Source organism: Streptomyces sp. 3-6 (assembly GCF_056323165.1).
On record NZ_JBWHZP010000022.1, the window covers coordinates 16,465 to 43,001 of the forward strand.

At 73.8% G+C, this 26,537-nt stretch carries 25 protein-coding genes; 8 read left to right on the plus strand and 17 right to left on the minus strand.

Translation table 11 applies throughout. The features are described from left to right. The first annotated feature begins 133 nt into the window (after positions 1-133). Positions 134-532, plus strand: coding sequence for a nuclear transport factor 2 family protein (locus AC02VZ_RS22950; protein WP_476476269.1), 399 nt, complete (start codon positions 134-136; stop codon positions 530-532). Positions 533-673: 141 nt separating this feature from the next. Next, positions 674-1,672, plus strand: a complete 999-nt coding sequence (locus AC02VZ_RS22955) for an SURF1 family protein (protein WP_476476270.1) — start codon at positions 674-676, stop codon at positions 1,670-1,672. Between the two features lie 564 nt (positions 1,673-2,236). Here AC02VZ_RS22955 and AC02VZ_RS22960 read toward each other — a convergent pair. The 7 genes from AC02VZ_RS22960 to AC02VZ_RS22990 all read right to left on the minus strand — a co-directional run bounded on the left by AC02VZ_RS22960 (position 2,237) and on the right by AC02VZ_RS22990 (position 9,470). Further along, positions 2,237-3,283: a hypothetical protein gene (locus tag AC02VZ_RS22960; RefSeq protein WP_476476271.1), complete on the minus strand. Its 1,047-nt coding sequence runs from the start codon at positions 3,281-3,283 to the stop codon at positions 2,237-2,239. Between the two features lie 671 nt (positions 3,284-3,954). Then, on the minus strand, positions 3,955-4,530 hold the full coding sequence (locus tag AC02VZ_RS22965; RefSeq protein ID WP_432054607.1) for a SigE family RNA polymerase sigma factor: 576 nt from the start codon (positions 4,528-4,530) through the stop codon (positions 3,955-3,957). 576 nt (positions 4,531-5,106) lie between these two features. Next, on the minus strand, positions 5,107-6,180 hold the full coding sequence (locus AC02VZ_RS22970; protein ID WP_432054573.1) for an aspartate-semialdehyde dehydrogenase: 1,074 nt from the start codon (positions 6,178-6,180) through the stop codon (positions 5,107-5,109). After that, entirely contained in the window at positions 6,180-7,457 is a 1,278-nt protein-coding gene (locus AC02VZ_RS22975; RefSeq protein WP_432054574.1) for an aspartate kinase, read from the minus strand. Before AC02VZ_RS22975 ends, AC02VZ_RS22970 begins: the two co-directional genes overlap by 1 nt. A gap of 357 nt (positions 7,458-7,814) precedes the next feature. Further along, on the minus strand, positions 7,815-8,477 hold the full coding sequence (locus tag AC02VZ_RS22980; protein WP_432054575.1) for a DUF5063 domain-containing protein: 663 nt from the start codon (positions 8,475-8,477) through the stop codon (positions 7,815-7,817). Further along, positions 8,470-9,069 (minus strand): recombination mediator RecR, encoded by a 600-nt coding sequence (gene recR / locus AC02VZ_RS22985; protein WP_432054576.1) that lies wholly within the window; start codon positions 9,067-9,069, stop codon positions 8,470-8,472. Before recR ends, AC02VZ_RS22980 begins: the two co-directional genes overlap by 8 nt. 59 nt (positions 9,070-9,128) lie before the next feature. Continuing rightward, positions 9,129-9,470, minus strand: a complete 342-nt coding sequence (locus AC02VZ_RS22990; RefSeq protein WP_432054577.1) for a YbaB/EbfC family nucleoid-associated protein — start codon at positions 9,468-9,470, stop codon at positions 9,129-9,131. A 258-nt stretch (positions 9,471-9,728) separates the two neighbouring features. On the opposite strand from AC02VZ_RS22990, the gene AC02VZ_RS22995 reads away from it, so the two are divergent. After that, complete coding sequence (locus AC02VZ_RS22995; protein WP_432054578.1) at positions 9,729-10,475, plus strand: SLATT domain-containing protein; 747 nt, start codon at positions 9,729-9,731, stop codon at positions 10,473-10,475. A gap of 382 nt (positions 10,476-10,857) precedes the next feature. Here AC02VZ_RS22995 and AC02VZ_RS23000 read toward each other — a convergent pair whose 3' ends face one another. Further along, complete coding sequence (locus AC02VZ_RS23000; protein WP_476476272.1) at positions 10,858-12,855, minus strand: serine/threonine-protein kinase; 1,998 nt, start codon at positions 12,853-12,855, stop codon at positions 10,858-10,860. Positions 12,856-13,273: 418 nt separating this feature from the next. On the opposite strand from AC02VZ_RS23000, the gene AC02VZ_RS23005 reads away from it, so the two are divergent. From AC02VZ_RS23005 to AC02VZ_RS23015, 3 genes are all read left to right on the plus strand, one after another. Beyond that, positions 13,274-14,629: an aminotransferase class III-fold pyridoxal phosphate-dependent enzyme gene (locus AC02VZ_RS23005; RefSeq protein ID WP_476476273.1), complete on the plus strand. Its 1,356-nt coding sequence runs from the start codon at positions 13,274-13,276 to the stop codon at positions 14,627-14,629. 434 nt (positions 14,630-15,063) lie between these two features. Further along, the gene (locus AC02VZ_RS23010) at positions 15,064-15,765 is read left to right on the plus strand and encodes a GntR family transcriptional regulator (RefSeq protein WP_476476274.1); all 702 of its coding nucleotides are present in this window, start codon (positions 15,064-15,066) and stop codon (positions 15,763-15,765) included. A 212-nt stretch (positions 15,766-15,977) separates the two neighbouring features. After that, positions 15,978-16,628, plus strand: a complete 651-nt coding sequence (locus AC02VZ_RS23015) for a hypothetical protein (protein WP_362098329.1) — start codon at positions 15,978-15,980, stop codon at positions 16,626-16,628. A 363-nt stretch (positions 16,629-16,991) separates the two neighbouring features. On the opposite strand, the gene AC02VZ_RS23020 is transcribed toward AC02VZ_RS23015, so the two are convergent. Further along, entirely contained in the window at positions 16,992-17,567 is a 576-nt protein-coding gene (locus tag AC02VZ_RS23020) for a cysteine hydrolase family protein (RefSeq protein ID WP_432054582.1), read from the minus strand. Between the two features lie 275 nt (positions 17,568-17,842). Beyond that, positions 17,843-19,126 carry an adenylosuccinate synthase gene (locus AC02VZ_RS23025; protein WP_432054583.1) on the minus strand — a complete coding sequence of 428 codons (1,284 nt, stop codon included), beginning with the start codon at positions 19,124-19,126 and terminating at the stop codon, positions 17,843-17,845. 186 nt (positions 19,127-19,312) lie between these two features. Between AC02VZ_RS23025 and AC02VZ_RS23030 the strand changes: the two genes are divergently transcribed. Further along, entirely contained in the window at positions 19,313-20,167 is an 855-nt protein-coding gene (locus AC02VZ_RS23030; RefSeq protein ID WP_432054584.1) for a diacylglycerol kinase, read from the plus strand. A 53-nt stretch (positions 20,168-20,220) separates the two neighbouring features. Here AC02VZ_RS23030 and AC02VZ_RS23035 read toward each other — a convergent pair whose 3' ends face one another. The 4 genes from AC02VZ_RS23035 to AC02VZ_RS23050 form a co-directional block, all read right to left on the minus strand. Next, positions 20,221-21,441: a cytochrome P450 gene (locus tag AC02VZ_RS23035; protein ID WP_476476275.1), complete on the minus strand. Its 1,221-nt coding sequence runs from the start codon at positions 21,439-21,441 to the stop codon at positions 20,221-20,223. 303 nt (positions 21,442-21,744) lie between these two features. Further along, complete coding sequence (locus AC02VZ_RS23040; RefSeq protein ID WP_476476276.1) at positions 21,745-21,951, minus strand: DUF397 domain-containing protein; 207 nt, start codon at positions 21,949-21,951, stop codon at positions 21,745-21,747. Between the two features lie 278 nt (positions 21,952-22,229). Then, positions 22,230-22,406, minus strand: coding sequence for a DUF397 domain-containing protein (locus AC02VZ_RS23045; RefSeq protein ID WP_432054586.1), 177 nt, complete (start codon positions 22,404-22,406; stop codon positions 22,230-22,232). After that, positions 22,406-22,615, minus strand: a complete 210-nt coding sequence (locus AC02VZ_RS23050) for a Scr1 family TA system antitoxin-like transcriptional regulator (RefSeq protein ID WP_432054587.1) — start codon at positions 22,613-22,615, stop codon at positions 22,406-22,408. Before AC02VZ_RS23050 ends, AC02VZ_RS23045 begins: the two co-directional genes overlap by 1 nt. 79 nt (positions 22,616-22,694) lie before the next feature. Between AC02VZ_RS23050 and AC02VZ_RS23055 the strand changes: the two genes are divergently transcribed. Beyond that, positions 22,695-23,126: an ATP-binding protein gene (locus AC02VZ_RS23055; protein WP_476476277.1), complete on the plus strand. Its 432-nt coding sequence runs from the start codon at positions 22,695-22,697 to the stop codon at positions 23,124-23,126. On the opposite strand, the gene AC02VZ_RS23060 is transcribed toward AC02VZ_RS23055, so the two are convergent. The 3 genes from AC02VZ_RS23060 to AC02VZ_RS23070 all read right to left on the minus strand — a co-directional run bounded on the left by AC02VZ_RS23060 (position 23,096) and on the right by AC02VZ_RS23070 (position 26,482). Next, positions 23,096-23,761 carry a response regulator transcription factor gene (locus AC02VZ_RS23060; protein ID WP_362098305.1) on the minus strand — a complete coding sequence of 222 codons (666 nt, stop codon included), beginning with the start codon at positions 23,759-23,761 and terminating at the stop codon, positions 23,096-23,098. The genes AC02VZ_RS23055 and AC02VZ_RS23060 overlap by 31 nt on opposite strands. Next, positions 23,758-25,131 carry a sensor histidine kinase gene (locus AC02VZ_RS23065; RefSeq protein WP_432054589.1) on the minus strand — a complete coding sequence of 458 codons (1,374 nt, stop codon included), beginning with the start codon at positions 25,129-25,131 and terminating at the stop codon, positions 23,758-23,760. The genes AC02VZ_RS23060 and AC02VZ_RS23065 overlap by 4 nt, the downstream gene beginning before the upstream one ends. A gap of 472 nt (positions 25,132-25,603) precedes the next feature. Then, positions 25,604-26,482 (minus strand): alpha/beta hydrolase, encoded by an 879-nt coding sequence (locus AC02VZ_RS23070; protein WP_476476278.1) that lies wholly within the window; start codon positions 26,480-26,482, stop codon positions 25,604-25,606. Positions 26,483-26,537: the final 55 nt, after the last annotated feature.

Sequence of the window (26,537 nt, forward strand, 5' to 3'; positions counted from 1 at the left end):
CGCCGGCCACGGCTTCTCGCGACGCCCGGACGGTGCTCGGGACGGTTCCCGGGACGGTCCCGGGACAGGGTGCGGGACGGTGTGCGGGACGGCTGTGGGGGTGTTGTCAGTGGCGGGGTGCACACTTCTCGACATGACCGATCTGCGAGAGAACGTCCACCGGTTCTGGGCCGCCGCCGAGGCCCGGGACTGGGCCGCGTTCGCGACCACGCTGGCCGAGGACGTCGTCTACACGCTCCCCCAGACGCGGGAGCGGATCAGCGGCCGGGAGCGTTACGTCCGCTTCAACCGGGAGTACCCGGGCGACTGGCACCTGCGGATCGAGCGGACCGTCGCCGAGGGGGAGCAGGTGGTCACCTGGTCGCGGTGCACGGTCGGGGACGAGGAGATGCCGGTCCTCTCCTTCTTCACCGGGGACGGGACGGGCCGGATATCCGCGATCACCGAGTTCTGGCCGGAACCCTACGACCCGCCGGCGGGTCGCGAGCACCTGACCGAGAGGTACGACGGATACGGCAGACAGGGGGCGTGACGCACCCGCGCCGGACCCGTGCCCGCCTGGCGCCCGGCCCGTCCCCCTGCCGCCCGGGCCTCCCCGGGGCCGGTGAGCGGGTGCCGCGGCGGCCCCACCCCGCGCACGGGGACGGGCCGCGAGCCCCGTACCGTTGGGGGCGTGTACCGGTTTCTGCTGACGCCCCGATGGTGGGGGATCAACGTCTTCGTGCTGCTCGCCATCCCCTTCTGCATCTACATGGGCTCGTGGCAGCTGGGCCGGTTCGAGGACCGGGTGGAGAGCCACGAGGGCGCCCGGCAGCAGGCCGATTCCGCGCAGCGCGAGGCCGCCGAACCGGTGGACGACCTGCTGCCGGTGACGAAGGCGACCTCCGGCCGGCAGGCCACCGCGAGCGGGCGGTACGCCGAACAGCTGCTGGTGCCAGACCGGGACCTGGACGGCAGAAGCGGCACCTACGTGCTGACGCTGCTGCGCACCGACTCCGGCAGGGCCCTGCCCGTCGTGCGGGGATGGCTGCCCGGGTCGCCCGACCCCGCCTCGGTGCCCGCGCCGCCCTCCGGCGAGGTCACCGTGACCGGCGCACTCCAGGCGTCCGAGACGCCCGGCAACAACGGCGTCAGCGCGCGCGGCGGCCTGCCCGAGGGCCAGACGGCCGCGATCAGTGCGGCCTCGCTGGTGAACCTGGTGCCGTACGACGTGTACGACGCCTGGGTCACGCTCAACCGCGGGGACTCCGGGATGCGGGCGGTGCCCGCCACCGCGCCGAGCGGTACCGGGCTGGACCTGAAGGCGTTCCAGAACCTCGGCTACACCGCCGAGTGGTTCGCCTTCGTGGGCTTCGTGATCTTCATGTGGTTCCGCCTGCTGCGCCGTGAGCTGGAGTTCGCCCGGGACGCGGAGCTGGGCCTCCTCCCGGACGAGGACGGGGACAGGAGCGGGGGCGCGGACGCGGGCGTGGTCGGGAAGCGGGACGGGGAAGGGGACGGGGACGGGACCGGCGGCACATTCGGGCCTGGCGGCTCACCCGGGACCGCCGACCCGCCCGACCGCGCGAGCATGCCCGACCGCGCGGCTGGGGACCGGGACGCGGCCCCGGAGGACGAGTCGGCGCGGGACCGGGAGCAGGAACCCGGGCGGCCCAGCCCGTCCGGGGTCTGAGCGCCCAGCCCTCCCGGTGTGAGGCCCGTAGCGTCCGGGAGTGACGCCCCGCCTCGGCCCGTGGTGACGAGCCCAGCTCCCCACGTTCCCGGGTGTGAGGCCCAAACCTGCCGAGAGGGACGCCCGCCCCGGCCCGGTGGGGACGGAACCGGCCGGCGACCGCCGAGGGGACCCTCTGCCGCCGCTCGGCGCCGAGCGGCGCAGCTCAGGCCCGTGCCGTCGGGCGCCAGCCACGCCACCAGCAGCCCAGACCCGCACCGATGCCGCCGTGACCGGCTCGGCCGTCCGCCGCGATCGCTGCCGTCCGCCCCTTCGGCAGCGGTTGCTGAGCATCCCCCGTCGGCAGTGGTTGCCGGCCGTCCGTCGTCGCTGCCGACCGTCCCCTGCCGACGACAGGCCCGACCCGTGGCCGTCGGATGCCGTCCGGGGACCGCCGGGTGTGTCGTCCCGGCCCGGTGGTGCCGTCGGGGGCCGTCGGGAGCCGCCTGAGGTCCGCCTCGGGCCGCCGGGGCGCATCGGCCACCGCCCGGCCCCGCTGTGCCCTGACAGGCCCTGCCCTGCCCTCTACGAGGCCGTCAGCACACCCGTCCAGTAGACGGTGCCCGCGCAGGCGTTGACCACCGTCGCGCCCGCCTCGCCGGTCCCGGTCGCCGCCGTGTAGGTCACCGTCACGCTGCCCTCGACGGTGCCGTCCGCCCGCAGCGTCTGGGGGGCCGTGCCGTCGTCGCCCGTGGCGGCCCCCGTGGTGCTCGTACCGCCGGTGGGGGTCGGGTCGGGTGCGGGCTCGCCGGTTCCGCCGCCGGTGCCTGTGCCGGTCGTCGGACAGGTCTCGCTCGGCACCCAGGCGAACTTCACCTCGTAGGCCGTGCCCGGCTTGAGCACCACCCCCGAGGCGGCCTCCAGCGACGGGTCGGGCAGGCCGGCCGCCGCGTCTCCGGCCGCGTGCCGCATCGTGCTCACCTTGGCCGGGTCGGCCGCGCCCTTCGTGGTGACGCCGATGGTGCCGGGAGCGCCGACCGTGCAGGTGTCGCCCGAGACGTTGGTGACCCGGAACGAGCCGTAGACGGCGCCCGAGGAGTCGGGTGCCGCGGTGCTGGCCACGGCCGGACCGAGCTGGTCGGCACTGCACGCGGGCGCGCCCGCGTCGGCGCTGGACGAGGGTCCGGCCCCTTCCGCCGCACCGGCGCCGGTGCTGTCGCCGGCGCCCTCGTCCTCGCCCGGCACGCCGCCCCCGCCGGTTCCCCGGACCTCGTCGGCGGAGCCTCCCGCGGTGCTCGCGTCGCTGTCCGGGCCCCTGCCCTGGCTGGTGCCGCCCTGGGCCTGCGAGGCGTGGCCGACGGCGGAGGGGTGGGCACCGGAGCCCGAGGAGCCGGAGACGTGCACGACGGCGGGGACGGCGGTGCCGACGAACAGGGCGGCGGCGGCCACCCCGACCAGTGCCTGACGCTTGCGCGCCCGCCGGGCCGGAACGGCCCGGCGGAGGTGGTCAAGCGTGCCGTCGCTCGGTTGCACCTCGCGCACCGCCTGGTGCAGCAGGGCGCGCAGGGCGCGTTCCTCCGGGTCCAGGTCCTCGGTGGCCCGGTCCGCGGGGGCGGCGGGGTCGTGCTGCACCGTTCCGTTCCTGGCGTGCGGGGACGTCGGGTCCTGACCGTCCGGCCCCGCCGGGGCCCGCAGCGGCACGGCCGCGTCGCCCGGTGGCGACGGCTCCCCCGCCGTGGGGCCCGCCGGGTCGGTGGCATCGGCCGGGTCCGTGCGGTCCGCAGGTGCCGGGTCCGTGGCCCCCGTCGTGGTCCCGCCCGCGGATGCCTGGTCCGTGGCCCCGGTGGTGGTTCCCGCCGCTTCGGAGGGTTCGGAGGGTTCGGAGGCGGGGTCGGTCGGCAGGCCGGCCGCGGGGTCGCCCGCGGGGTCCGCCGCCGGCTCGAAGGGCGCACCGGACGGTGCGGACTCAACAGCCCGCGAGGGCTCTGCAGCCGACGAGGACGCGGCAGACCGCGAGGACTCAGCGGTCCCCCAGCGCTCGGCAGCCCCCGAGGACCCGGAGAACCGCGAGGGCTCGGCAGACCGCGAGGACTCGGAGAACCGCGAGGGCTCGGCAGACCGCGAGGACTCGGACGGCCCTGAAGGCCCGGCGTCCGTCACGTCCGCGGCCTCCTCCCCGGCGGACCGCTCGGCACGGGCGGACCGCCCCGTCCGGCCACACGGCTCCGCGTGGGCGGCGTCCTCCGTCGGCGCCGCCCCGTCGACGCCGCTCGGGCGCTCGTCGTGCGTCCCCGAACCGTTGCTCATACCGGGGCCTCCATGGCCACCCGCAGTGCCGCGATGCCGCGCGAGCCGTACGCCTTCACGGAACCCAGCGATATGCCGAGCGATTCGGCGACCTGGGCCTCCGTCATGTCGGCGAAGTAGCGCAGCACCAGCACCTCGCGCTGGCGGCGCTGCAACCCCTTCATCGCCTGGATGAGGGAGTCGCGTTCGAGCTGGTCGTAGGCGCCCTCCTCCGCGCTGGCCATGTCGGGCATCGGCTTGGACAGCAGCTTCAGTCCGAGGATGCGGCGGCGCAGCGCCGAGCGGGAGAGGTTGACCACGGTCTGACGCAGGTAGGCCAGGGTCTTCTCGGGGTCGCGGACCCGTTTGCGGGCCGAGTGGACGCGGATGAACGCCTCCTGGACGACGTCCTCGCAGGACGCGGTGTCGTCGAGGAGGAGCGCGGCGAGGCCCAGCAGGGAACGGTAGTGGGCGCGGTAGGTCTCGGTGAGATGGTCGACGGTGGTACCGGCCGCGACGGCGTCGTCGGTGCCGTCGCGCTGATCGGGGATGCGGACCGGCCGCGCTGCGGGCATCGGCGCGATCACCGGCATGCCACCGGGCACACCGGCCATGCGCGGTCGGAGAGCCTGGCGGGGGGAACGGGGACGGAGTGCCGCCGCACCGCGCGCCGCTGTGAAGTCGAGTACCTCAGCCACGCCAGTTGGACACGCTTCCCCCCAGGAGGGTTGTACGCGCCGGGCATCACGTTTGCGTCGGCGGCCGTGGCGGGACGTGGTCCGGTGGGCGGTGGGCAGGCCCGCGCGGCGGATCCCGCCCCGGGCGTCACCGCCTCGGCTCTGCCGGCGCGACCCCACGCGTCCACCCACGCGCTCCATGACCTCATGCGTCCCGCTCTTCCCCTGTGTGCCATATGAACGGGCGTCCCCTCCCCCCGCCCGGTTCCAGACGTCCCCACGTCTGCAGGACCCCGCCCCCACGCACCGGAAAGGGTGACCGCAAAGACGCTCCCCGCCCGCCGCACGGTTGCGGCGGGCGGGGAGGTGAATCCTGGGTTCCATCCTCGGCTCCCGGACCGGCCGGTTCAAGTGCTCCGGATCATCAACCCGAGCCGCTCGTCCGGGACATATCCCGCAAACGGCACCTTCCGGCCCCGGGGGCCCGTTCCGTCAGCTCTCGGCCGCGACCAGTTCGGCGATCTGGGCGGTGTTGAGCGCGGCGCCCTTGCGCAGGTTGTCGCCGCAGACGAACAGTTCGAGCGCGGTGGGGTCGTCCAGGGCGCGGCGGACCCGCCCGACCCACGTCGGGTCGGTGCCGACGACGTCCGCCGGTGTGGGGAACTCGCCGGCGGCCGGGTTGTCGAAGAGCACCACACCGGGGGCGGTCGCGAGGATCTCGCGGGCCCGGTCGACGGTGACCTCGTCCTCGAAGCGGGCGTGCACGGTCAGGGAGTGCGCGGTGACGACGGGGACCCGGACGCAGGTCACGGCGACCGGCAGCCGGGGCAGGCCGAGGATCTTGCGGGACTCGTCGCGGACCTTCATCTCCTCCGACGACCAGCCGTCCTCCCGCAGCGAGCCGGCCCACGGCACGACGTTCAGCGCGACGGGTTCCGGGAACGGCCCGGTGTGGTCGCCGACGGCCCGGCGGAGGTCGCCGGGGTGGGTGCCCAGCTCCGTGCCGGCGACCAGGGACAGTTGCTCGCGCAGCGTCCGCACGCCCGCGTGCCCGGCGCCGGAGACCGCCTGGTAGGAGGAGGCGACCAGTTCGCGCAGCCCGAACTCGGCGTGCAGCGCGCCCAGCGCGACGATCATCGACAGGGTGGTGCAGTTGGGGTTGGCGATGATGCCGCGCGGCCGCATCCGGGCGGCGTGCGGGTTGACCTCAGGCACGACCAGCGGCACCTCCGCGTCCATGCGGAAGGCGCCGGAGTTGTCGATCACCACCGCGCCCCGGGCGACGGCGAGCGGCGCCCACCGTGCGGACACCTCGTCGGGGACGTCGAACAGGGCGATGTCGACGCCGTCGAAGGCCTCCTCGGTGAGCGCGACCACCTCGACCTCCTCGCCGCGCACGGCCAGCTTGCGGCCGGCCGAGCGCGGGGAGGCGATCAGTCGGATCTCGCCCCAGATGTCCGCCCGTTGGGACAGGATCTGGAGCAGGACCGTGCCGACGGCGCCGGTGGCTCCGACGACGGCCAGTGTCGGCCGCCCGGAGCGGCCGGACCCTGTGGTGGCGGCCATCAGCGGCCGGTGCCTCCGTAGACGACGGCCTCGTCGCTGTCGGAGTCCAGTCCGAAGGCGGAGTGCACGGCGCGCACGGCCTCGTCCACGTCGTCCTTGCGGGTGACGACCGAGATGCGGATCTCGGAGGTCGAGATCAGCTCGATGTTCACCCCGGCGTCGCTGAGCGCGGTGAAGAAGTCGGCCGTGACGCCCGGGTTGGTCTTCATGCCCGCGCCGACCAGGGAGATCTTGCCGATCTGGTCGTCGTAGCGCAGGGACTCGAAGCCGATGGCGCCCTTGTTGCGCTCCAGGGCCTCGATGGCCTTGTGGCCCTCGCTCTCGGGGAGCGTGAAGGAGATGTCCGTCAGGCCGGTGGACGCGGCGGACACGTTCTGCACGACCATGTCGATATTGATCTCGGCGTCGGCGATCGTGCGGAAGATCGAGGCCGCCTCGCCCGGCTTGTCCGGCACACCGACGACCGTGACCTTGGCCTCGGAGGTGTCGTGCGCGACACCGGAGATGAGAGCCTGCTCCACCTTCTTGTCCCCTTGCTTGATCGGCTCGCTGCTGACCCACGTGCCCTGCAGTCCGCTGAACGACGAGCGGACGTGGATCGGGATGTTGTACCGGCGGGCGTACTCCACGCAACGGTGGAGCAGCACCTTGGAACCGGAGGCCGCCAGTTCGAGCATGTCCTCGAACGAGATCCAGTCGATCTTCTTGGCCTTGGTCACCACGCGCGGGTCGGCGGTGAACACGCCGTCCACGTCGGTGTAGATCTCGCACACCTCGGCGTCGAGCGCCGCGGCCAGCGCGACGGCGGTGGTGTCGGAGCCGCCCCGGCCGAGCGTGGTGATGTTCTTGCCCTGCTGGCTGACGCCCTGGAACCCGGCGACGATGGCGATGTTGCCCTCGTCCACCGAGGCCTGGATGCGGCCCGGCGTGACATCGATGATGCGGGCTTTGTTGTGGACGGAGTCGGTGATGACACCCGCCTGGCTGCCGGTGAAGCTCTGGGCGTTGTGGCCCAGGTTCTTGATCGCCATGGCCAGCAGGGCCATGGAGATCCGCTCTCCGGCGGTCAGCAGCATGTCGAGCTCGCGCCCGGCAGGAAGGGGGGATACCTGCTCGGCGAGATCGATCAACTCGTCCGTCGTGTCGCCCATCGCGGAAACCACGACGACCACCTGGTGGCCGTTCTGCTTGGCTTCCACAACCCTCTTGGCGACGCGCTTGATGCCTTCGGCATCGGCTACGGAGGAGCCTCCGTACTTCTGCACGACAAGGCCCACGTGCGCTCCTCGCTCAGTCCGTTGTTGTCCCACGATGTACACACATGTGTGTGATGCGTGGCGGGCTCATTCTATCGAGCGTCCGAAAATCCCCTCGGCGATATCGCATGGTGAGACCTCCGGGACGCCTGCGCAGGGGCTCATGCCCAGCCCGGCGCCGGGCACTCGGAAAAGCGATCCGCGTCACACGCGGAAACGGATGCGTGACCGTCCGGACGGTCACCCGGGAACGTTCGTCCGGCATGGCACGGCCCGCCGGCCCGGGTTCGCGTGGTCGGCCCGCGCGGCACGACCCGTGCGTCCGGCCCGCGCGCCCGGCCGGTCCGTGCCCGGCTGACGACGGGGCCCGGGTGCGGTCTAGGTGACGGGTGAGCGCAGGCCCAGGGGGGCGGCGATCTCCTCCGCCATCACCTTGCCCGCCTCGAACTCCAGGGTCTCGTCGCCCAGGCCCTGGTCGGTGTCGAGGCCGTCGAGCGCGGCGAGCGGCTGGTTGAGGCGGACGTGGGCGACCACCGACTGCAGGGCGCGCAGGGTGGCGGACGCCGTGGAGCCCCAGTTGGAGAAGTAGGAGAACTGCCACCACCACAGGGCCTCGGTGGTGCGGCCGGCCCGGTAGTGGACCATGCCGTGGCGCAGGTCGGTGATGACGTCGGTGAGATCGTCGGAGATCCGGGCGGGCACCGGCGCCGTGCGGGGTTCGTAGGGGTCGAAGACCTCGGAGTAGACGTCGACGGGCTCCAGCAGCCGCGCGAGGTTCTCGCGCAGGTCGTCCACGTCCGGCTCCGGACCCGGGTCCGGCTCGTAGCGCTCGTCGGGGACGATGTCCTCGTGCGCGCCGAGCCGGCCGCCGGCCAGCATCAGCTGGGAGACCTGCAGGAGCAGGAAGGGCACCGCCGAGTCCGGCTCGTCGCCCTTCGCGACCTCGGTGACGGCGACCAGGAAGCTCTCGATCTGGTCCGCGATCTGCACCGCGAAGTCGTCGGGGTCCTGGTCGGTGGCGTGGAGCGTGGCATCAGACATCTAGGAGTCGTCTCCCCTCGAAGGCGCGGCCGAGGGTGACCTCGTCCGCGTATTCCAGGTCTCCGCCCACCGGGAGGCCGCTGGCCAGGCGGGTGACCTTCAGGCCCATGGGCTTGATCATCCGGGCGAGGTACGTCGCCGTGGCCTCGCCCTCCAGGTTGGGGTCCGTGGCCAGGATCAGCTCGGTGACCGTGCCGTCGGCCAGCCGCGCCAGGAGTTCCCTGATCCGCAGGTCGTCCGGACCCACCCCGTCGATCGGGCTGATCGCGCCGCCCAGCACGTGGTAGCGCCCCCGGAACTCGCGGGTGCGCTCGATGGCCACGACGTCCTTGGGCTCCTCCACCACGCAGATCACCGCGGGGTCGCGGCGGCTGTCGCGGCAGATGCCGCAGAGCTCCTCCTGCGCCACGTTGCCGCAGGTGGCGCAGAACCGGACCTTCGCCTTGACCTCCATCAGCGCGTGGGCGAGACGGCGGACGTCGGTCGGCTCGGCCTGGAGGATGTGGAAGGCGATCCGCTGGGCGCTCTTGGGACCGACGCCGGGCAGCCTGCCCAGTTCGTCGATGAGGTCCTGAACCACGCCTTCGTACAACGGACTGCCGTCCTTCCTGAGGTCACGTCACTAGGTACCGTAGAGGTCCGCGGGCTGTCTTAGAAGGGCAGTCCGGGGATGCCGCCGCCGCCCAGTCCCTGGGCCAGCGGGCCCAGCTTCTGCTGCTGCAGGTTCTGGGCGTTCTCGTTGGCCGCCTGGACGGCCGCGAGGATCAGGTCGGCCAGGGTCTCGGTGTCCTCGGGGTCCACCGCCTTCGGGTCGATCCGCAGGGCGCGCAGTTCGCCGGAGCCGGTGACGGTGGCCTGCACCAGCCCGCCGCCCGCCTGGCCCTCGACCTCCGTGCGCGCCAGTTCCTCCTGGGCCTTGGCCAGGTCCTGCTGCATCTTCTGGGCCTGCTGCAGCAGCTGCTGCATGTTGGGCTGGCCACCACCGGGGATCACGATTCAGCTCCTTGATCGGTGCGTCGGGCCGTCGGGTTCGACGTGCCGTCCGGGCGTTCTTGCCGTTCGGCACGAGCCTACGTGGTCGGGGCAGCCGTCGCCCCAGCACTCTTTCGAGTGAGTCCCGCGGAGCGCCTATACCTGATCACGGCCCTCCATCGGGCGGAAAAGGCGCCGAACCCGCCACCGGGCCACCCATTGGGCGGTAGGAAGGGTCCGGCAGGTCGCGGATCAGTCACGGTCAGTAGGGAGTACCGGGTGGGTCAGCCGGAGATGCAGCCCGAGGGACGGCCTCAGGACCGGCACGGCGAGGGGGCCGCACCGCGGCCGGATGATCTGACCGGACGGGTGTTCCCGCTCGGCGACTGGGGCGAACCGGCGGCCCGGCTGGACGAGTTGTACCGGTGGGTGGAGCGCGGGGCGCTCGACACGGCCGCCTGGTACCTCACGGACCGGGTGTGGAAGCGGCGCTGCGGTCAGGCGCTGCGCGGCGGGGCCGCGGTGGGCGCGGTGACCGGGGCGGCGCTGCCGCTGCTGGACCTGGCGGGCGCGCTGGGCGGGGTCGCCGCCTGGGGGTACCTGGCCCTGCTGCTGGCGGTGGCCTGCGTGGCCGGGGACCGGTACTTCGGGGTGACCTCCGGCTGGATGCGGGACCTGGCGACGGCCCAGGCGGTGCAGCGCCGCCTGCAGGCCCTCCAGTTCGACTGGGCGTCGGAGTGCGTGCGCGAGGTGCTGGGTCCGGCGGACGGCACGGCCGGCGAGGCGGCGGAGCGGTGCCTGTCGGTGCTGCGGCGGTTCTCCGAGGACGTCGCGGAGCTGGTGCGGGTGGAGACGGCGGACTGGATGGTGGAGTTCCGCACCGGGGGTGCTCCGCTGGGCCTCCAGGGAGCCATGCCCGGCGGCAGCCGTCCCGACCCGGTCGTCCCCCCGCACGGCCGGTTCGCCGCCCCGCCCGGCTCCGCCCGCCCGAACATGCCGAGGCAGCGCCCGCCCGAACCGCGGTGAGTCACGGGTCCGGCGGGGCGGGCCGCGTCGTGGGTCGTGGGCCGCGTCGCGCGTGGGGGCGCGTCGCGCGTGGTGGGGCGTGGGGCGCGTCCGTCGTCGTGGGCAGTGGGTCGCGCGCGGCGGGCTGCGGGAGGACGCGGTGTCGTCGGTCGCGCTGCGGGGAGAGGGGACCCGTCAGCCACGCTGCGGAGGTTCGCGGGCCGCGCTCGGGAACGCGAGGGGGGCGGGGACGGGGCGGCTGCCGTGGCACGGAGGGGACGGCGGCCGTGCCCGCGACGCGGGCTGTGACGCGACGCGGGCTGTCGCCGGAACGGGGAAGGAAGGCTGCCGCCGGAACGGGTGACCGGCCCCGCTCCGTCCCTCCCCCGTGCCTGCCCGGGGCTCAGTCCCGGGTGTAGGTGAGCTGTTCGCCGCTGCTGGTGTTCACGCGCTGGAGGGTCCCGCCGGGCAGCAGCCGGACCTGGGTCGCGGCGCCCGGGGTGCAGGCGCTGCGCGGCCGGCCGCTGGTGACGCTCGACGGGCCGAGTTCCAGCCCGCCGGCAGCGGACGCCGAGGACAGCCGGGCCTCGAACACGCAGCGGTAGGTGCCGTTGCCCGTGGGGCCCTCGGCGAGGAGGGACATGACCGTCTCGCCGACCTCGCCCTGCTGGAGGGTCAGCCGGCGGGTGTGCACCCCGCTCGCGTTGTCGATGGTCGTGGACCAGCTGCCCAGGTACTCGGCCGGGACGGTGCCGTCGGGCGGGGACGTGGTCTCCGGGTCGTCCGTGCCGGGCCGCTTGTCGTCGGACGGGGTCCCGGTGTTCCCCCCGTCGCCCTCGGTGGTGGCCTCGCCGGACGCGGACGGCGAGGCGGAGGAGTCGCCGCCCGCGGTCTTGTCGCCGCCGTTGCTCATCAGCGCGTACACGGTGCCGCCCGCGGCCAGCGCGACGACCAGGGCGATGACCACGAGCAGCGCGTTGGACCGTGCGGTGCGCCGCGGGTCCTGGGGCGGGCCGTACGGCGGGGTCCCGGTGAACGGGGGCGGCCCGTAGGGCGGGGTGGCTCCGCCGCCGTAGCCGTTGTAGGGGTAGCCGTAGCCCGGGTGCTGCTGGGGATGGCCGTACCCCGACGGGTTCTGCGGGCCGGCGGGGAGGGCCGGGGTGCCCGGTGCGGGGGGTGGGGCGGCCTGCTGTCCCGCGACGAGGGTGGGCAGGTGGTTCAGCGCAGCGCCGTCGCCCGGCCGGCCGGGGGCGGGCGGGGCGCCGCCGGCCGCGGGGCCCACGGGGCCGCCCGGGTCGTCGGTGGCGGGGGCGTGCTCGGGCGTGGCGGCGGGCGCCGGCAGCGCACGCGCCGCGGGCCCGTGCGCCCCGGCGGGCGTCGCGGCCGGGCCTTCCGGGGCTGTCGGTGCCGCCGGTGCTCCCGGGCCGGGCGCCTCGCCCGGTCCGCCGGTCCCGCCCGGCCCGTCCTGGCCGTCGGGCCCCTCCGGGTTCTCCGTGTCGAGGAGCTGGACGGCGTGGCGGCCGAGCTGGGCGACCAGGGCGCCCGGCAGCCAGGGGTCGCGGGACCGGCCGTCGGTGACGGTGTCCCCGGCTCCGGTGCGCCGCAGGATCTCGTCGAGCGTGGGCCGCGCGGCGGGGTCCTTCTTCAGGCAGTCGCGGACGAGGTCGGCGACGCCCTCGGGCACGGCGTCGAGGTTCGGCTCCTCCTGCGCGATGCGGAACATCAGGGCGTGCACCCCGCTGTTGGCGGTGCCGAAGGGCAGCTCGCCGGTGGCCGCGTAGGCGAGCACCGAGCCGAGGCAGAACACGTCGCACGCGGGCGTGATGCGGTCGCCGCGCACCTGCTCGGGCGCCATGAAGCCGGGCGATCCGACCAGCGCGCCGGTGCGGGTGAGCCCGCCGTCGGTCACCGTCTCCAGGGCCCGCGCGATGCCGAAGTCGATGACCCGCGGCCCGTCGATGGTGACGAGCACGTTGGACGGCTTGAGGTCGCGGTGCACGATGCCCGCGGCGTGGATGTCCTTCAGCGCGTGGGCGAGACCGGCGGCGAGGATGCGGACCGACCGCTCGGGCAGCGCCCCGTGGTGGTGGCCGACGACCTGCTGGAGGCTGGGCCCGGCGACGTACCCGGTGGCGACCCAGGGCACCGGCGCCTCGGTGTCCGCGTCCAGCACCGGAGCGGTCCACGCCCCGCCGACCTGCCGCGCCGCCTGCACCTCCTGCCGGAAACGCGCCCGGAACTCCTCCTGCTGGGCCAGTTCCTCGCGCACCAGCTTCACGGCGACGGTGCGCCCGCGGTCGGAGCGGGCCAGGTAGACGAATCCCATGCCGCCCGCGCCGAGCCGTGCGAGCAGCCGGTACGCGCCGATCCTCGGCGGGTCCCCGGGACCGAGCTTCTCCATCGTCGCGCCGCCTTCCCCCCAGTGAGCAACATCATGAGGATAGTCCGGGGGACGTATGAGGACCGGCTGACGACCTCTACGGTTCCGTAACAGGAACCGTGTCCGCCGGGCCGTGCACCGGGCCCGCCGGCCCGACCCACTCACCTCCCCCGCCGGCCCGCGCCCCGGGCCCGGCGGCCCGCCGCTTCGGGGGCGGCGAGGCCGGGAGCCGGCAGTCGGGAGTCAGAGCTCGACGGCCGGGAGGCGGGAGCAGGGAGCCGGGAGCCGGGCGTCGGGAGTCGGGAGGCGAGGGCAGGGAGCCAGGGGCAGGGAGCAGCCGGTACCGGCCGGGGGCAGTCGACAACCTGTCGTGGAAAGCCTCCGAGCGCAGACAGGCCGCCGATGTCGCCCGGGCCGCGGGCCGCCTACCCTCGGCGGCATGACCGCTCAGCCGAACCCCGAGGCCGGCGCCGCAGTGAAGGCCGCCGACCGTGCCCATGTGTTCCACTCCTGGTCCGCGCAGGAGCTCATCGACCCGCTCGCCGTCGCCGGGGCGCAGGGGTCGTACTTCTGGGACTACGACGGCCGGCGCTATCTCGACTTCGCCAGCGCGCTCGTCTACACCAACATCGGCTACCAGCATCCCAAGGTGGTCGCGGCGATCCAGGAGCAGGCCGGGCGGCTGGCGACGTTCGCCCCCGCCTTCGCCGTCGAGGCGCGTTCGGAGGCGGCACGGCTGATCGCCGAGCGGACCCCCGGCGACCTGGACAAGATCTTCTTCACCAACGGCGGCGCCGACGCCGTCGAGCACGCCATACGCATGGCCCGGCTGCACACCGGCCGCCCCAAGGTGCTGTCCGCGTACCGCTCCTACCACGGCGGCACCCAGCAGGCCGTGAACCTCACCGGTGACCCGCGCCGCTGGGCCTCCGACAACGGGACCGCCGGTGTCGTGCACTTCTGGGCGCCCTTCCTCTACCGCTCCCGGTTCTACGCCGAGACCGAGGAGCAGGAGTGCGAGCGGGCGCTGGAGCACCTGGAGACGACGATCGCCTTCGAGGGGCCGTCGACGATCGCCGCGATCATCCTGGAGACGATCCCGGGCACCGCGGGCATCATGATGCCGCCGGCCGGCTACCTCGCGGGCGTGCGGGAGCTGTGCGACAAGTACGGCATCGTCTTCGTGCTGGACGAGGTGATGGCCGGGTTCGGCCGGACCGGCGAGTGGTTCGCGGCCGACCTGTACGACGTCGTGCCCGACCTGCTGACCTTCGCCAAGGGCGTGAACTCCGGTTACGTTCCGCTGGGCGGCGTCGCCATCTCCGGGGCGATCGCCGACACCTTCGGCAAGCGGCCCTACCCCGGCGGGCTGACGTACTCCGGGCACCCGCTGGCCTGTGCGGCGGCCGTCGCGACGATCCGGGTGATGGCGGAGGAGGGCGTCGTGGAGAACGCGGCCCGCCTCGGCTCGGACGTCCTGGAACCCGCCCTGCGGGAGCTGGCGGAACGGCACCCCAGCGTGGGCGACGTGCGCGGCACCGGCATGTTCTGGGCCCTGGAGCTGGTGCGCGACCGGGACACCCGCGAGCCCCTGGTCCCGTACAACGCGGCCGGTGAGGCGAACGCCCCGATGGCCGCGTTCGCCGCCGCGGTGAAGGAGGGCGGGGTGTGGCCCTTCGTGAACATGAACCGCACCCACGTGGTCCCGCCGTGCACCGTCACCGAGGCGGAGCTGAAGGAGGGCCTGGCGGTGCTGGACTCCGCGCTGTCGGTGGCGGACGAGTACGTGGCGTAGCCGGCCCGCCGGGGCGGACGGGAGGCGGCCGGAGCCTCCCGTCCGCCCCGGAGGCGGCCGTAGCCCTCGGGCAGACGGACCGCAGGCCGCCGGGCTGCCCCGGGGCGCCGCGTCGGCGGGCGGTCGGCGCAGGCCGGGGCCCGCGGGGCCGGTCGCCTCCCGCGTCTCTCCTCCACCCCGGTCGGGTCCGCTCCCCTCCCCGTCCGCCCCTCCCACCCCTCTCCCGCCCCGTATGTGCTTTCTCGAACAGGCATGCCCCGCCCGAACGCGTAAGGTGTCGCTCCCGTAGTACACAGGTGCCCGCACGGCACACAGGTGTCCGTCCGGCACCGTGCCCGCACGGCACACGGGTGTCCGCACGACGACGCCCCGTGTCCGCGGGCACCCCAGGTGGCCGCACGGCCCGCGAACGCGACGAGGGAGCGCCCCCGACCATGCCCGGCAGCAGCGGCCACGCCGCGGTGACCCGCAGCACCCTGCGGCAGCAGATCGCCGACGCGCTCCGGGACGAGGTGCTGGCCGGACGGCTTCAGCCGGGACGGGAGTTCACCGTCAAGGAGATCGCCGAGCAGTACGGGGTGTCCGCGACCCCCGTGCGGGAGGCCCTGGTCGACCTGTCCGCGCAGGGTCTGCTCGACGCCGACCACCACCGGGGTTTCCGCGTGCACGCGTTCTCGCTCCCCGACTTCCGCGGCATGATCGAGGCTCGCGGCCTGGTCATCGACGGCATGTTCCACGCCCTGGTCCGCCACCACCCGGACCGGTACCGGCCGGACGACCCCCGGACGTCCGCCGCGCTGGCCGCGGTCCGGCGGCGCGGCGAGGAGGCCCGGCGGGCCGCCCTGGCCGGGGACCTGACCGTCCTCATCGGCTACGACCTGCGGTTCTGGCGCGAACTCTCGGCGGTCTTCGGCAACCCGTACCTCACCGACTTCCTGCACCGGCTGCGCGTCCAGACGTGGGTGGGCATGGTCCAGCACCTGCGGCGCCTGCCGGATCTGCGGGGCGAGTTGTGGGCCCGGCACACCGAACTGGTCGACGCCCTGTCGCACCGCGACACCGACACGGCCCGCGCGATCATCGGCTCCTACAACGCCCATTCGCTCGCCCTGATCGAGCGCATGGCGGACGGGTGAGCGGTTGCCGCGGCCCCGGTCGCGTCGTCCGGGCACGCCGGGGTATAGGGGGTGCACGGGGAAACCCTCTCCTCGCACCGCGCCGTTACCCTTCGAGGACCGGGTGCTCGCGGTGACCGCCGCGAACACGGCCACCGTGACCGCCGCGACCGCGCGACCGCTGTGACCGCCCCGACAGCCCTGACCGTCGTCCTATCCGCGAGGAGCCCTCTTTGGCCTGTGATCTGTGGCTGGTACCGCTCGTCGACGTCCTGTGCCACACGCCCGACAATCCGTTCGCCGAGGAACTCGCGCAGTACAACCGGGTGCTCGCGGACGGCGGGCTGCCACCGGTGCCGGTCTACCAGTACATGCCGGGGCTGTCCGGCGAGGTCGCCCCGGTCGCGGGCTTCGACTACGACGCGCTGCACTTCCTGCGCCGCGCCCACCTGCTCCACCTGTCCGGTCTCCCCGTCACCCCGGTGGGGGAACTGGGCAGCGACTACGAGCAGTTGCTGGAGATGTTCGAGACGACGGCCCAGCAGTCCCACCTCGTCTGGCACTACGACCACGCGGGCGCCTACGTCCCCGTCGACTTCCCGCACCCGCTCTCCAGCGACGAACTCCTCGCGGGCGGCGGCCCGCTGGGCTCCTCGCACGCCCTGCTGCGGGAACTGGAGTCCGTGGCCCCCGTGCTGGGCATCGATCCGGCCAACCCCCCGGCGGCCCCCGAGCCCCCGCGCGGCCCGACGGAGCTGGAGGAACCGGCGGTCCCCGCCCCCTACGACCCGAGCCCCTTCGCCCGCGAACGCCACGTCTGGCTGGGCCTGCACGCGGCGGCGACCCGGAGCCTGGCGCAGGGCTCGATGATCGTCTTCAGCTGAGGCACGCCGGCGGGAGTCCGCCACGCCGCCCGCGACGGCGCGGCCCGCCGGGCACCGGCCGGCCTCCGCCGTCCCCGATGAGGGGACGCTGCGGCGCGGGTGCGCCCGGTCCGGGCGGGCGGGCCCTCAGGGGCGGGGTCCTCGCCGTGCCCGGCGGCCCGCTGCGGGCCGGTACGACGCGGGGGCGGCCCCGGCAGGCGGCGGGCGGCCCTCACACGGCGTCGGCGCGGCAGGCGGCGGGCGGCCCTCACGCGACGTCGGCGCGGCAGGCGGGGGCCGGCCGTCAGGCGGCGTCGCCGACGTCCGGCCTTCAAGCGGAGTCGGCGGGGGCGGGCCTCCGTCGGCATCCCCGGCGTCCGGCCCTCAGACGGAGTCGGCGGGAGCCAACTCGGGCTCCTCGGGGGCGACGAAGTCGACCTCGGCGGCCCGCTGGAGCCGGATCTCGTACGGGCGGCGGTCGATGTAGACGCCGTAGCCGTCGAGGATGCGGTGGTGGTGGTCGATGATCGCCTCGACCGGCAGGTGGTCGGACGGCGTCGAGTGCCCGTCGGACACCAGGGTCACGTCGTAGCCGAGCGTCACCGCCTTGCGGCAGGTGGAGTCGACGCACAGTTCGGTGGTGAGGCCGGCGACGACCAGGTGCCGCACCCCGCGCGAGCGCAGCAGTGCGTCCAGTTCGGTCTCGTGGAAGGCGTCGCACTCCGCCTTGCGCACCCTCGGGTCGTCGTCCCGCGCTCCGAGCCGGGGGTCGATGAGCCACTCCGCGGAGCCCACCTCTCCGAGGTCGTCGTCCTGCACGTGGATCACCGGGATGCCGAGGGCCCGTGCGCGCTCGGCGAGCGGGCGCAGCCGTCCCAGCAGGGCATCCGCCTCGGGAACCGCACCCTCCCCGGTCAGCAGGCCGACTTGGAGATCCATCAGGACGAGGGCCGTCGTCATACGGCTGCTCTTTCTTCTCGGGAATGAGGAGCGCGGACGGGCGTCTGGCGCCCGCGTGGCGCTTCGGTGCCGAACACCGAACCCGGGCAGGTAATCACACCGAACCGTCTCCCGTGCACCCGATAAAACGCCCTCCGCCCCGGGGCACCCGCCCCACGGACGACGGGACGGCCGGTGCGAGGTGGTCGCACCGGCCGTCCCGTCGGGTGCCCCGGCCCGCGGGGCGGGCGGACTCAGAGAGACGAACTCAGAGGAACGAACCCAGAGGAACGAACTCAGAGGAACGAGTTGATCTGGATCGTCTCGTCGCGGCCCGGCCCCACGCCGATCGCGGAGATCGGGGCGCCGGACATCTCCTCCAGGGCCTTCACGTAGCCCTGCGCGTTCTTCGGCAGGTCGGAGAAGGACTTCGCGCCGGTGATGTCCTCGGACCAGCCCGGCAGCATCTCGTAGACGGGCTTCGCGTGGTGGAAGTCGGTCTGCGAGTACGGCAGTTCCTCCACGCGCCGGCCGTCGATCTCGTAGGCGACGCAGACCGGGATCTGCTCCCAGCCGGTGAGGACGTCCAGCTTGGTCAGGAAGAAGTCGGTGAGGCCGTTGACGCGGGTGGCGTACCGGGCGATGACTGCGTCGAACCAGCCGCAGCGGCGGTCCCGGCCGGTGGTCACACCGCGCTCGCCGCCGATGCGGCGCAGCGCCTCGCCGTCCTCGTCGAACAGTTCCGTCGGGAACGGTCCGGCGCCGACCCGGGTGGTGTACGCCTTGAGGATGCCGATGACCCGGCCGATCTTCGTCGGCCCCACGCCCGCGCCGGTGCAGGCGCCGCCCGCGGTCGGGTTGGAGGAGGTCACGAAGGGGTACGTGCCGTGGTCGATGTCGAGCAGGGTGCCCTGGCCGCCCTCGAAGAGGACCACCTTGTCCTGCTCCAGCGCCTCGTTCAGCACCAGCACGGTGTCGGCGACGTACGGCGCCAGCTTGTCCGCGTAGCCCAGCAGCTCCCCGACCACCTGGTCGACGGCGATCGCGCGCCGGTTGTAGAGCTTGGTGAGCATCTGGTTCTTGACGTCGAGGGCCGCCTCGACCTTCTGCGTCAGGATCGACTCGTCGTACAGGTCCTGGACGCGGATGCCGACCCGGTTGATCTTGTCGGCGTAGGTCGGGCCGATCCCGCGGCCGGTGGTCCCGATCTTGCGCTTGCCGAGGAAGCGCTCGGTGACCTTGTCGACCGTCACGTTGTACGGCGTGATGATGTGGGCGTTGCCGCTGAGCAGCAGCTTCGAGGTGTCGACGCCGCGGTCGTTCAGCCCGCTCAGCTCGGAGAGCAGGACCGAGGGGTCGACGACGACGCCGTTGCCGATCACCGGCGTGCAGCCGGGGGAGAGGATTCCGGACGGCAGGAGGTGCAGGGCGTACTTCTGATCGCCCACCACCACCGTGTGGCCGGCGTTGTTGCCGCCCTGATAGCGGACCACGTAGTCGACGGAGCCACCGAGCAGGTCCGTCGCCTTCCCCTTGCCCTCGTCACCCCACTGAGCACCGAGCAGCACAAGTGCGGGCACGCGCGTACACCCCTTCCGGGCGGGGCATGTCCAGGGTCAGGGGCGTACGCGGAGGTTCTCCGCCACGTGCACCGCGACCATCGTTGGCCGCCGACCGTCGGACCGGGTGCCCCGGAATAGACGAAGCCCCTGGCGCAATAGCGCAAAGGGGCTCTTGCACAAAGATGCTACCCGAGGAAGCGAGGCATGGCCGAGGTGGCGACTTCCGCGACGTCCGATCAGCTCCTGGTGGTCATCGATCCGGTCGCGCGGCGAACGGACGGCGAATCCGTCCGGATCGCGAAAGACGTGCTCAGCGGCGGTGCGGTGAGCACGAAGGTGTGCCTGCCGGACGGTCCGGAGGAGTTCGCCCGGGCGCTGGCCCGGCGCGGCTCCCGGCGCCCGGTGGTGATCGGTGACGACCGGGCCCTGATACGGGCGGTGAGCGTGCTGCACCGCCGCCGGGAACTGGCCGGATGCGTGCTGTCCCTGGTGCCGGTGGGCGGCACGCTGTCCCTCGCCCGGTCGCTGGGCGTGCCGACCGGCGCGGTGGGCGCGGCGCGGGCCGTCCTGGAGGGGGCCGAACGGCGCCGGGACCTGCTGGTCGACGACAGCGACGGCGTGGTCCTCGGCAGCCTGCGCATCCCGCCGGCCGGGGCGCCGGCGCGGCACCCGGCCGAGACCGGTCATCCCTGGCTGCGGACCTGCCACTCCCTGGTCCGGACCCTGGTCCCCGCCCTGCCGACGCGCGCCGCGCCGGTCCCCGAGGCGCGGCACGCGCGGCTGCGGGTGGAGGTCGACGGGGTGACCCTGGTCGACCTGCACCAGCCGGTGGAGGCCGTGTGGGTCGCCCCCACCGCCCCGGGCCGGGCCCGCGTGGAGGTGCACCCGCTGTCCGTCGGCGCGGAGGCGTCCCCGCTGCTCGCCGAGGGCCGCACGGTGACCGTCTCGGGCGCCCACTTCCGCTACCGCGCGGACGCGGTGGTCTCGGGCCCGGTCCGCACCCGGACGTGGGAGGTGCGGGAGGGGGCGTGGGGGCTGACGGTGCCGGCGGCGCCGTGACCGGGGCGCGGGGCGGCGCGTGGCCGTGAGGGCCCGACGGTGCCGACGGGCCTTTATCCCACCTCCACGACCAGCCCCTCCAGCCCCCTGATCACGAAGTTCGGCTTGCGCTGCGGTTCCGCCGCGAGGCGGAGACCGGGGACCTTCTCCAGCAGGGCCGTCATCGACGCGGCCAGCTCGATGCGGGCCAGCGGGGCACCGATGCAGTAGTGGATGCCGGCGCTGAAGGAGATGTGCGGGTTGTCGGCGCGGGTGAGGTCCAGGCGGTCCGGGTCGGTGAAGACGGCCGGGTCATGGTTGGCGGAGCCGAACAGCATGGCGATCTCGGCTCCCCGGGGGATGACCTGCCCGTCGATCTCGATCTCGTCCAGCACCCAGCGCTCGAACAGCTGGAGCGGGGTGTCGTAGCGCATCAGCTCCTCGACGGCCCGCGGGACCAGGGAGTGGTCCGCGCGCAGGGCGGCGAGCTGGCCGGGGTTGCGGAACAGCGCCCACCAGCCGTTGACCGTGGAGTTCACGGTGGCCTCGTGGCCCGCGTTCAGCAGCAGCACGCAGGTGGAGATCATCTCCTGCTCGGTGAGGCGGTCGTCCTCGTCGTGGGCCGCGATCAGGCCCGAGACCAGGTCCTCACCGGGGTTCTTGCGGCGCTCGGCGATGAGATCCCGCAGGTAGGCGGAGAACTCCACCGACGCCCGCACCGCCTTCTCGGCCGCCTCCCCGGACGGGTTCAGCTCGTACATCCCGCAGATGTCCGCCGACCAGGGACGCAGCGGCGCCCGGTCGGCCTCGGGGATGCCCAGCATCTCCGCGATCACCGCGACGGGCAGCGGCTCGGCCACGTCCCGCAGCAGGTCGCCGCCGCCCGCGTCGACGAGCGCCGTCACCAGGTCCGCCGCGAGACCCTCCACGTACGGCTTCAGCCGCTCCACGGTGCGCGGGGTGAACGCCTTCGACACCAGCCGCCGGATACGGGTGTGGTCCGGCGGCTCCAGGTCGAGCATGCCGTGGTCGTTGAGCGTGTGGAACGGCTCCTGCTCGGGCGGGGGCGGGGTCCGGCCGAACTCCTCGTGGGTGAAGCGGTGCAGGTAGGTCCGGCCCAGGCGGCGGTCGCGCAGCAGCGCCGACACGTCCGCGTGGTGCGGGACGAGCCACTGGTTCGTCGACTCAAACCAGTGCACCCGGCCCCGTTCGCGCAGCTCGGCGTAGGCGGGGTACGGGTCGGCGAGGAAGGCCGGGTCCCACGGATCGAACGCGAGGTCGGGCTGAGCCATCATGCCGGGACCTTAGAACGCCCACCTCCCGTGTGCCAGTGCCCGGCCCTTACGGACTCCGGTCGCCGCGGTGCGCTGGTGCCCCGCCCGCTACGGACTCCAGTCGCCGCGGTGTTCCGGTGCCCGGCCCGCTGCGCACTCCGGGGGCGGCCGTCCGCCGATGTGCTCGGCCGCTGCGGGTTCGGGTAGCGGCCTGACGGTCGTGAGCAGAGGAGGGCTCGGCGTGAGGGGGGCGCTCGGATGAGGGGGGTGCGGGCAGGGGAGGGCGATGTGCTCCCGTGCGCGGACGGGACCTGTCGTGCGCGGTCAGGGGTGATGCTTCAGGTGCTCGATGAACACTGCGAAGGAGGACACGGGGACGGACAGCACGCCCCGGGCGGGGGCCTTGAAGTCGCGTACGCATATCCGACGGTGCGCGGTCGCCTCCGCGATCTCGACGCAGGTGTCGCCGTCACCGCCACTCGAATAGGTGGACTTCCACCAGTTCAGGGCCTCGGCCATCGTGTGCCTCACGTCTCCTTCACCAGCCGGTGGATGAGGTCCCGCGATGCCACGGGATCCAGTGCCGCGCTCCTGACCTTCCCGAACAGGGTACGGAGCCATGCGAGTTGGGCTTGGGCATCGCAGAGGACGACACCCGTGGGCGAGTCACGCAGCCCGGTGTCCGGGCGGGGAACCGGGGCTCCGAGGTACTGCAACGAGGCGGGATGACCGGACCGTGGCGTGGCCCCTCTCGAACTCCACGCGGATGGAGACCATCCGAGCCGGCGAAGCAGGCACGCCGGTCCCGGTCAGGAGTGACGCTTCAGGTACTCGATGAAGCGCGTGAAGGAAGGGGCGGGGACGGAGAGGGTGCCTCGGGCCGGAGCCTTGGAGTCCCGTACGACTATGTGCGTGGTGAGGGCGGCGATCTCGACGCAGGTGTTGCCTTCGCCGCCGCCGGAGTAGGTGGACTTCCGCCAGTTCATCAAAGCTCCTTCGTCATGCGGTGAACGAAGTCCCGTGACTCGGAGGGGTCCAGCGCCGACTTCTTCACCGTACAGAAGAGTGTTCGAAGCCGATTCAAGTGATCTGCCGCGTCGATGAACAGGGTGCCGGTGGGTGAGTCGAGGAGTCCCGTGTCCAACTTGGGCACCGGTCCGCCCGGCACCGGAAGCGCACCGCTTCGTCCTGTCATGACGGTTGCGGCAATGACACCGTCCGGAGGTCGCGCCGTCCGCCGTCCCGCCCATCACCTCACCGAACGGAGTGGCCGCATGCCCGAGGACGAGCCCTGGGAGTACTCCCTGTACATCCCGCACGACCCGCGCGCCGTCACCGTCAGCCGCCGTACCCTCCGGCTCATCCTCACGATGCACGGGCTGATCCGCCTGGTCGACGTCGCCGAACTGCTGGCGACGGAACTGGTCACCAACGCGGTGCGGCACGCCGGAGGGCCCGCCGCGCTGCGGGTGCGGTGGGCGGTCGGCGTGCTGCGGATCGGCGCGTGGGACGCGGACCCCGAACCGCCGCTCCCGCCCGCCGCGCCGGACGGCTGCCTGACCGACGAGGACGGCCGGGGACTCGCGCTGGTCAGGGCCTGCTCCGACCTGTGGGGCTGGCATCCGCTCTCGCGGTTCGGCAACCGGGGCAAGTACGTCTGGTGCGAGCTGTCCGGTCAGCCCGGGGTGACCAGCCGGGCCTCGTAGGCGAAGACGGCCGCCTGGGTGCGGTCCCGCAGGCCCAGCTTCACCAGGATGCGGCTGACGTGGGTCTTGATCGTCGACTCGGCCACCACCAGCCGGCCGGCGATCTCCGCGTTCGACAGGCCCTGCGCGATCAGCACCAGCACCTCCGTCTCCCGCTCGGTGAGGTCCCCGTACGCCGCGTGCGCGGCCGGCATCAGGCGGGGGGCCTCGGACAGCTTGGAGAACTCGGTGATCAGCCGCCGGGTCACCGTCGGGGCGAGCAGGGCCTCCCCGGACGCGACGACCCGTACCCCGTCGGCCAGTTGGCGGGCCGAGGCGTCCTTGAGCAGGAAGCCCGAGGCGCCCGCCCGCAGGGCCTGGTACACGTACTCGTCGAGGTCGAAGGTGGTGAGCACCAGCACCTTCGCGGTGCCGTCGGCGGCGACGATCTCCCGGGTCGCCTCGATGCCGTTGAGCTCCGGCATGCGGATGTCCATCAGCACGACGTCGGGACGCAGCTCCCGCACCCGTTCCACCGCCTGCCGCCCGTTGACGGCCTCGCCGACGACCTCGATGTCGGGCATCGCGTTCAGCAGGACCGAGAAGCCCTCGCGCACCATCATCTGGTCGTCCGCGATCAGCACGCGGATGGTCATGCCGTTTCCCCGCTCGTCTCGTGGGCCACCGTGACCGGCAGGAACACCGCGACCTCGTAGCCACCGTCCTCGGTCGGCCCGGCCGTCATCTCGCCGTTCAGCATGGAGACCCGCTCCCGCATGCCGGTGATGCCGTGGCCGGCGCCGGGTGAGGGCTTGACCAGGTTCGGGGCAGGCGCCGGGCCGTTGACCACGCGGACGCCGAGCCCGCCGAGCACGTAGCCGATCTCCACCCGGGCGCTCGCCCCGGGCGCGTGCCGCAGGCTGTTGCTCAGCGCCTCCTGCACGATCCGGTACGCCGACAGCTCCACGCCCTGCGGCAGCTCCCGCACCGCGCCGGTCACCACCTTCTCCACGTCCAGGCCGGCGTCGCGGACGTTGGCGAGCAGGGCGTCCAGGTCCGCCAGCGTGGGCTGCGGGGCGTCCGGGGCCTCGTAGTCCTCGGCGCGCACCACCCCGAGGACGCGCCGCAGCTCGGTGAGGGCGGCCACCGCGTTCTCCCGGATGGTGGCGAAGGCGCGCTCCAGCTCCGGCGGCGGGTTCTCCACCCGGTACGGCGCCGCCTCGGCCTGGATGGCGACCACCGACATGTGGTGCGCGACCACGTCGTGCAGCTCGCGGGCGATGGTGGTGCGCTCCTCCAGCAGCGTGCGCCGGGACCGCTCCTGCGCGGTGACCGTCTGCTGCGCGGTCACCTCCTGCTGGGCCGTGTGGCGGACGTGCCACAGGGACACCACGAGCAGGGCGAACGCGGAGGTCACCATCATGGGTCCGCTGTTCGTGTAGTAGTAGGGGCCGCCGAGGACCACGTCCGACAGGAACGCGTAGCAGGCGGTCAGCACCCACATCCAGGCGGCCGTCCGCGGCCGGGTCCGCAGCGCCACGATCACCAGCACCGCCAGGTGGCTGATGAACGCGCCCGGCAGCCACGGCCAGTCGCCCCCGCCGCCGTTGAGGATCGCCACCACCGGCGTCACCGCCAGCGACAGCCAGAACGCCCCGACCGGCCGGACGAGCGTCGCGAGCACCGGCAGCGCGCACAGCAGGCCGCTCAGCAGCGCCGGGACGTCACCGCCGGGCATGCTGCCCGACACCGCGCCGACGAGCAGGGAGAACAGCGCGATGCCGCCGACCACCGCGTGCGGCAGGTTCCGCGCGGATGTCCGCAGCCGGCCGGGCAGCCGGCGGACGAACGGGCCGTCGGTGCGCCGGGGCGGCAGCGGACGGTAGGCGAAGGGGTCGTGGAACAGGTCCTGGCGCAGGCCCCGCAGGACGTTCTGGGCCAGCCGGTACTCCGGGCTGCGGGATTCCGCCCCGTCCCCGGCACGGCGCGGGCCGCCCGGGGGCTGCGTGTGGGTCGTCTCGGTCACGCTCACACGGTAGGCCGACCGGGTGACCGCGGTCGTCCCCGTGAAGAGGGGTTCCCGGACGTCCGTCTCAGGTACTACACGGGCGCCGCACGCGGTCGGCGCGACGTGCCCCCCGGTCACCGCCCAGACCGGTCACGGGTCACGGGTCACCGTTCGCCGCCCACCGGTCACGGGTCACTGTTCACCGCCCACCGGTCACGGGTCACCGCTCACGGCCCACGGGCCATCGCCCACCCGACGGGCCGCGTCCCGCCGCGGGACTCACCTGCGGGGTGGCTCTCCGGTATGACGGGTACTACGGGCCGCCCGGCCGCGGGTGCGCCGCGCGAGCCCCGCCGTGCACGGGCCGGACGCGCTACGAGCCGCCGACGGACGCGAACGCGCGCCCCCGCACACCGGCCGGACCGGGCCCGCGTCGCCGACGCGCCCGGCCTCCGGCCCGAACCGGCGCCGTCGCCAAGCCAGTTGGCCGTCACCAGGCCAGTTGGGCGATCTCCTCCGCCACCACCGCGCAGGCGTCCGCCGTCGGGTCGATCAGGGGGAAGTGGCCGACGTCCTCCAGCAGGGTCAGGCCGACCACCTCGCCGGCCTTGGCGGCGGCGTCCGCGTACGCCTCGGCGACCGCCTGCGGGACGTCCAGGTCGGTGCGGCCCTGGACGATGGTGGTGGCGATCCCGGTGGGCAGCAGCCCCGCGGGGTCGGCGTACGGCCGGCGTGCGGCGAAGTGCTCGTCGCCGCCGAGGAGTTGACGCACGGCTCCGTCGCAGACGGCCAGCTTGTCGGCGACCTCGAAGTCGGCGACCGGGGCGAGGGCGACCACCCCGCGCAGCGGGGCCGGCCGGTCGGTGCGCCACGGAGCGTCGGCGGGCAGCAGGTGCCGGGCGGCGGCCCACAGGGCCAGGTGACCGCCCGCGGAGTGACCGGTGACGACCGTGCGGCGGGGGTCGGCCCGCGGCAGGTGCCGGCGGGCCAGCGCGGGCAGGGCGTCCAGGGCGGCGGCCACGTCGTCGAACGTCTCCGGCCAGCGGCCCGCACGGGGCCGCCCGTCCGCGTCCCGGCCGGATCCACGCCGGTACTCGACGCTCGCCACGGCGAACCCGCGCCGGGCGAGGAAGGCGGCGAACGGGCTGACGTGCCGCCGGTCGTAGGGGTCCCGCCAGGCACCGCCGTGCAGGACCGCGACGAGCGGGACGGGGCCTTCGGGGCCGTCCGCCGCGCGGGGGGCGTAGAAGTCGACCACCTGGTCGGGGTCGTCGCCGTAGGCGGCGCTCGCGTCCGGGTCGACGGGCGCGTGGGACAGGGCCGCCTCCTCCTCGGCGGTGGCCCGGGCGGCTGCGGCGGCGTCCGTCATGCTCGACCTCTCACGGTGACACGTGGATGGCGGACCGGCGAAGGGGTCCGGCTGT

Coding starts and splice junctions, on each gene's coding strand:
- AC02VZ_RS23000 (WP_476476272.1), bottom strand. CDS start 12,855: ATGGAGAAGCTCGGTCCCGGGGACCCGCCGAGGATCGGCGCGTACCGG.
- AC02VZ_RS23050 (WP_432054587.1), bottom strand. CDS start 22,615: ATGACAGGACGAAGCGGTGCGCTTCCGGTGCCGGGCGGACCGGTGCCC.
- AC02VZ_RS23045 (WP_432054586.1), bottom strand. CDS start 22,406: ATGAACTGGCGGAAGTCCACCTACTCCGGCGGCGGCGAAGGCAACACC.
- AC02VZ_RS22965 (WP_432054607.1), bottom strand. CDS start 4,530: ATGCCGGTGATCGCGCCGATGCCCGCAGCGCGGCCGGTCCGCATCCCC.
- AC02VZ_RS23020 (WP_432054582.1), bottom strand. CDS start 17,567: ATGACGACGGCCCTCGTCCTGATGGATCTCCAAGTCGGCCTGCTGACC.
- AC02VZ_RS23030 (WP_432054584.1), top strand. CDS start 19,313: ATGGCCGAGGTGGCGACTTCCGCGACGTCCGATCAGCTCCTGGTGGTC.
- AC02VZ_RS23055 (WP_476476277.1), top strand. CDS start 22,695: ATGCCCGAGGACGAGCCCTGGGAGTACTCCCTGTACATCCCGCACGAC.
- AC02VZ_RS23060 (WP_362098305.1), bottom strand. CDS start 23,761: ATGACCATCCGCGTGCTGATCGCGGACGACCAGATGATGGTGCGCGAG.
- AC02VZ_RS22950 (WP_476476269.1), top strand. CDS start 134: ATGACCGATCTGCGAGAGAACGTCCACCGGTTCTGGGCCGCCGCCGAG.
- AC02VZ_RS23035 (WP_476476275.1), bottom strand. CDS start 21,441: ATGATGGCTCAGCCCGACCTCGCGTTCGATCCGTGGGACCCGGCCTTC.
- AC02VZ_RS23010 (WP_476476274.1), top strand. CDS start 15,064: ATGCCCGGCAGCAGCGGCCACGCCGCGGTGACCCGCAGCACCCTGCGG.
- AC02VZ_RS23070 (WP_476476278.1), bottom strand. CDS start 26,482: ATGACGGACGCCGCCGCAGCCGCCCGGGCCACCGCCGAGGAGGAGGCG.
- AC02VZ_RS23005 (WP_476476273.1), top strand. CDS start 13,274: ATGACCGCTCAGCCGAACCCCGAGGCCGGCGCCGCAGTGAAGGCCGCC.
- AC02VZ_RS22970 (WP_432054573.1), bottom strand. CDS start 6,180: ATGGCCGCCACCACAGGGTCCGGCCGCTCCGGGCGGCCGACACTGGCC.
- AC02VZ_RS22980 (WP_432054575.1), bottom strand. CDS start 8,477: ATGTCTGATGCCACGCTCCACGCCACCGACCAGGACCCCGACGACTTC.